We start from the raw sequence: 4,777 nt of genomic DNA, 5'->3' as shown, positions 1-4,777 counted from the left end.
CACGAGAACGACCGGCCGCTGCTCGACGACGTCGCCGACCTGCGCGCCTCCACGCCGACGGACGCCGCGAAGCGCGTCGTGCCGGATGTGACGGAGGAGCTGAACGGCGTCAGCCAGGCGCGCGCCCGCATCCGGAACCGGCTGACCCAGACCGTGCGGGGCGAGGCCGAGCGGATCTCGTCGCTGCGTGCCCGGCGGGTGCTGGCGGACGGCGCCTGGATCGTCGAGACACGCGCGGACGAGCTGACCCGATGGGCGGCGCGGTCGACCGAGCTGGTCGATCGCACCGTGGACCAGGCCGAGCGGCGGCTCGCGGAGGCGCGCGGCCACCTCCGCACCCTGTCCCCGCTCCGCACGCTGGAGCGCGGCTACGCCATCGTGCTCGGCGGCGACGGCGCCGCGCTGCGGCACACCGCGGATGCCCCTACGGGCACGCAGCTGACCGTCCGGGTGGTCGACGGGGCGGTGGCCGCGACCAGCGAGGGGGCCGTCGGGACGGACCGGGCGGATCGGGCCGAGCCCGTCGGAGCCCGCTCGTAGACTTCCCCGTATGACCGATGCGGGCGTCCCCACCGACGTCGAGGACCTCTCCTACGAGGCGTCCCGCGACGCGCTGATCGCCGTGGTGGACCAGCTGGAGCGGGGCGGTACGACGCTCGAGGAGTCGCTGACGCTCTGGGAGCGCGGCGAGGCGCTCGCGACCCGCTGCGAGACCTGGCTCACCGGCGCCCGGGCGCGGCTCGATGCCGCGCGCGCCGAGTCGTGAGCGGCACCGGCCGGGTCGTCGCAGAGCTCGGCAGGCCCGAGACGCCGCAGGAGACCGCCGAGCGCAAGGCGCGGGACCGGGCGCTGCGGCGCTCGCGCCAGAACTGGCGGAACCTCGTCGCCTCGCTGGCCGCCTGCCTCGGGATCGTCGCGCTGATCATCGCGATCGTGCCGCGCGGCGGAACCCCGAAGCAGGCCGACCTCGACGTGCGGGCCACCTCGGAGCAGTTCGCCGACACGGCGGGACAGCCGCTGCTCGCGCCGACGCTGCCGAGCACCTGGAAGGCGAACGCGGCAGAGCTGCGCGGATCCGGCGCCCAGGCCTCCTGGTACGTCGGCTACATCATCGGCGGCTCGCGGTACGTCGGCCTGACGGAGGGGCTGCCCGGCACGCCGGACCTGCTGGACACGACGCTCGACGGCGCCGACCCGACAGGGACGACGACCATCGGCGGTCTGCCGTGGCGGATCTACGACCGCCGGAACCTGGGCGACGACGCCATCGGCAACGTCGCCTACGGACTCGCGACGAAGATCGGGACGGTCGACGTCGCCGTGTACGGCACGGCGTCGGCGGCGGAGGTGCGTTCGCTCGCCGCAGCGGTCGCGACGGACGCCGCCTCGCGGGGCCTCGACGGCGCCGGTTCGCTGCCGTGACACGACCGGCCAGCGACGCCTGGGATCGGCTCGCGCAGGGCAACGAGCGATTCGTCGGCGACCGCTCCGAGCATCCGAGGCAGGACGCGAGCCGGCGGGCCGATCTCGCGGAGGGTCAGCAGCCCATCGCCGCGGTGCTCGGCTGCAGCGACTCCCGCGTCGCCGCCGAGGTGCTGTTCGACCAGGGCCTCGGCGATCTGTTCGTGATCCGGAACGCGGGTCAGATCGCCAGCAGCTCTGCCATCGCCTCCATCGAGTACGCGGTCGCGGTGCTGGGCGTGCCGCTCGTCGTCGTGCTGGGGCACGACCGCTGCGGCGCCGTGCAGGCCGCGATCGACGCTGCGGGGCCGGACGCGCCCCTGCTGCCTCCGCTGATCGCCGCGCACATCCAGGCGATCCGGCCGGCGGTCGAGGCGGCCGGCACCGATCCGGCCGCCGTCGGCGAGGCCCATCTCGAGTCCACCGTCGCGTCGCTGCTGGCGGCCTCCGACCTGCTGTCCGCCGCGGTCGCGGACGGTAGCGTGGACGTGGTCGGCGCCAACTACCGCCTCGCGGAGGGCCGCGTCGACCGGCGCTTCGCCGTGGGCGACGCAACCTGATCCCACCGGCCGGATCCACCCCTGCGAAGGAGCCTGATGACGTCCGAGGACGCTGCCTACCGCATCGAGCACGACACGATGGGCGAGGTGCGGGTGCCCCGCGATGCGCTCTGGGCCGCGCAGACCCAGCGCGCGGTCGAGAACTTCCCGATCTCCGGCGCAGGCCTCGAAGAGGCGCAGATCATCGCGCTCGCGCGCATCAAACGCGGCGCCGCGATCGTCAACGGGCGGCTCGGTGTGCTGCAGCCCGACGTCGTCGAGGCCATCGTGGGTGCCGCCGACGAGATCATCGCCGGTCGCCACCTGGACCAGTTCCCGATCGACGTGTACCAGACGGGCAGCGGGACGTCGTCGAACATGAACATCAACGAGGTGCTGGGTTCGCTCGCCTCGCAGCGGCTCGGGCGCGCGGTGCACCCGAACGACGAGGTGAACGCGTCGCAGTCGTCGAACGACGTGTTCCCCACCTCCGTGCACCTCGCCGCGACCGAAGCGGTGCAGACGGTGCTGGTGCCGGCGCTCGAGCACCTCGCGACCGCACTCGAGGTCAAGGCGCAGGCGTGGGCGCATCTCGTCAAGGCCGGGCGCACCCACCTGATGGATGCGACCCCGGTGACATTCGGGCAGGAGTTCGGCGGGTACGCCCGCCAGATCCGGCTCGCCCTCGACCGGATCGCCGCGATGGTGCCGAGGCTCGCGGAGGTGCCGCTCGGCGGTACGGCGACCGGGACGGGCATCAACACCCCCGCCGGCTTCTCCCCCGCGGTGATCGCGATCCTCGCCGAGACGACCGGGCTGCCGATCGTCGAGGCCGCCGACCACTTCGAGGCCCAGGGCGCCCGGGATGGTCTCGTCGAGGCGTCCGGCGCGCTGAAGGTGCTCGCCGTCAGCCTGACGAAGATCTCGAACGACCTGCGCTGGATGGGCTCCGGCCCGAACGCCGGCCTCGGCGAGCTGCACATCCCCGACCTGCAGCCGGGGTCGTCGATCATGCCCGGCAAGGTGAACCCGGTGATCCCGGAGGCGACGCTGATGGTCGCCGCGCGCGTGATCGGCAACGACGCGACGATCACCTGGGCGGGCGCCTCCGGCGTCTTCGAGCTGAACGTCGCGATCCCCGTCATGGGCACCGCGCTGCTCGAGTCGGTGCGCCTGCTCGCGGCCGTGTCCCGTCTGCTCGCCGACAAGGTGCTCGACGGGCTGACCGTGAACGAGGAGCGGGCGCGCGCGCTCGCCGAGTCGTCCCCCTCCATCGTCACGAAGCTGAACCGCACGATCGGCTACGAGGCCGCCGCGAAGGTCGCGAAGTACTCGGTCGCCCAGGGCCGCACGATCCGCCAGTCCGTGATCGAGCTCGGCTTCGTGGAGCGCGGCGAGCTGACGGAGGCGCAGCTCGACACGGCCCTCGACGTCCTCTCGATGACCCGCCCGGGCTGACCCTCCGCACTCGTTCGACGCCCTGACCACCTCCGCTAGCGGGGCTCTCCGCTGCTGATCCGACGGTGCGCACCGCGCCTATTGCAGCGGTGGGCCCCGTTAGGCGAGGAGGAGGGTGAGCCAGGCGGCCGCGAGCATCGGCGGGCCGAAGGGCATTCGGGCGCCAGCGCCGCGGCGGATCAGGACGACGGTCGCGCCGATGCCGCCGAGCAGGAACGCCAGGAGGAGCCAGACCAGGGCTCCGCCGGGCAGCGCGGCGGCGGCGAGCACGCCGAGCAGTGGAGCGAGCTTCACGTCGCCGAGCCCCATTCCTCCGGCGGCATGCAGGAGGAGAAAGACCAGCCCGCAGGCGAGGCCGGCGAGCACCGGTCCGGCCGGCGCGACGCCCCGCGACCAGGAGTCCAGGAGGACCGCGGCGAGCACCGCGGGATAGCCGCGCAACACGATCGCGTCGGGTAGCCGGTGCTCGGCGAGGTCGAAGGCGACCAGCCGGGGCGTGACGGCCGCGAGCCACGCGACCCCGAGCAGGATCGGCCGGGGACCGATCGTCAGCGTCGCGACGGCGAGCAGCCCGAGCGCGGGAAGCGCCTCCCCGACCGGGAGGCGTCGGGCGACGATGAGCATGCCCGCAGGCTAGGGAAGCGCCCGGATCGCCGTCGCCGGTTCTCCACAGGACTGCCGTCGACGCCGGATCTCCGTATCCGTGAACACGACCCGTGAGGTCAGGAGAGGGCGGGCGCGGCTCTCGGTCGGCTGACGAGGGCCGCGACGCCGAGCAGCGCGCCGACGGCGATGGCGATCAGGCCGCCGAGCACGATGACCATGCCGAGCGGCGTGATCGTGCCGTACCCCGGTGGTAGCTCGTCGGAGACGGACATCGCCATCGCGAACGCGCTCCACCAGTGGAAGAAGCCCACGCCGCCGAGCAGCAGCAGACCGAGCGCCGCGGCGGAGACCGGCCGCAGCAGCATCGGCCGGAAGGCCGGATGCGCGGGCAGCTGCGCCGTCACGAACAGCGTGCCGAGCACCGCCCAGAAGCCGAACCAGATCACGGGCGACGCGATGCACGCCAGCAGGTCGCCCGAGTCGCCGAGCGCCGCATAGATCCGCTCGAGCGGGATGCTCGGGGCGGTCGCCTCCGGCAGCCATACGAATGTGTCGACCGTGCCGATCGCGAGCATCGCCGCAAGCAGTCCACCGAACACGCCGACCACGATCCTCCGCACGCCCGAATCATCGCGGATCCGGAGAATTCACGCGACATCCCGCATTCCGGACCCGGAATGCGGGGTGTCGCCGAATTGCTCCGGATCCGCGAG

General features: G+C 73.2%; 7 protein-coding genes. 5 read left to right on the top strand and 2 right to left on the bottom strand.

What is annotated here, in order from left to right; genetic code table 11:
• The 5 genes from ACFE67_RS14175 to ACFE67_RS14155 all read left to right on the top strand — a co-directional run.
• Positions 1-540 (top strand): exodeoxyribonuclease VII large subunit (locus ACFE67_RS14175; protein ID WP_375407522.1); only part of this gene is annotated, 540 nt, incomplete at its 5' end.
• Between the two features lie 10 nt (positions 541-550).
• Positions 551-766 carry an exodeoxyribonuclease VII small subunit gene (locus ACFE67_RS14170; RefSeq protein WP_375407521.1) on the top strand — a complete coding sequence of 72 codons (216 nt, stop codon included), beginning with the start codon at positions 551-553 and terminating at the stop codon, positions 764-766.
• Entirely contained in the window at positions 763-1,422 is a 660-nt protein-coding gene (locus ACFE67_RS14165; protein ID WP_375407520.1) for a DUF4245 domain-containing protein, read from the top strand. The genes ACFE67_RS14170 and ACFE67_RS14165 overlap by 4 nt, the downstream gene beginning before the upstream one ends.
• Positions 1,419-2,021, top strand: a complete 603-nt coding sequence (locus ACFE67_RS14160) for a carbonic anhydrase (RefSeq protein WP_375407519.1) — start codon at positions 1,419-1,421, stop codon at positions 2,019-2,021. Before ACFE67_RS14165 ends, ACFE67_RS14160 begins: the two co-directional genes overlap by 4 nt.
• Before the next feature lie 36 nt (positions 2,022-2,057).
• On the top strand, positions 2,058-3,458 hold the full coding sequence (locus ACFE67_RS14155; RefSeq protein ID WP_375407518.1) for a class II fumarate hydratase: 1,401 nt from the start codon (positions 2,058-2,060) through the stop codon (positions 3,456-3,458).
• A gap of 99 nt (positions 3,459-3,557) precedes the next feature.
• On the opposite strand, the gene ACFE67_RS14150 is transcribed toward ACFE67_RS14155, so the two are convergent.
• Together ACFE67_RS14150 and ACFE67_RS14145 are read right to left on the bottom strand one after the other, a co-directional pair.
• On the bottom strand, positions 3,558-4,082 hold the full coding sequence (locus ACFE67_RS14150; protein ID WP_375407517.1) for a prepilin peptidase: 525 nt from the start codon (positions 4,080-4,082) through the stop codon (positions 3,558-3,560).
• A 98-nt stretch (positions 4,083-4,180) separates the two neighbouring features.
• Positions 4,181-4,684, bottom strand: a complete 504-nt coding sequence (locus tag ACFE67_RS14145) for a hypothetical protein (RefSeq protein WP_375407516.1) — start codon at positions 4,682-4,684, stop codon at positions 4,181-4,183.
• Between the last annotated feature and the right edge of the window lie 93 nt (positions 4,685-4,777).

The sequence above is a fragment of the uncultured Amnibacterium sp. genome (assembly GCF_964244015.1).
In the GTDB taxonomy this organism is placed as follows: Bacteria; Actinomycetota; Actinomycetes; order Actinomycetales; family Microbacteriaceae; genus Amnibacterium.
The sequence above is the reverse complement of the archived record's forward strand: the minus strand, read 5'-3'. Positions and strand labels throughout refer to the sequence as shown.

What these genes read in the sequence shown, in the direction of transcription:
- ACFE67_RS14170 (WP_375407521.1), top strand. Translation starts at nt 551, where the DNA reads ATGACCGATGCGGGCGTCCCCACCGACGTCGAGGACCTCTCCTACGAG.
- ACFE67_RS14155 (WP_375407518.1), top strand. Translation starts at nt 2,058, where the DNA reads ATGACGTCCGAGGACGCTGCCTACCGCATCGAGCACGACACGATGGGC.
- ACFE67_RS14150 (WP_375407517.1), bottom strand. Translation starts at nt 4,082, where the DNA reads ATGCTCATCGTCGCCCGACGCCTCCCGGTCGGGGAGGCGCTTCCCGCG.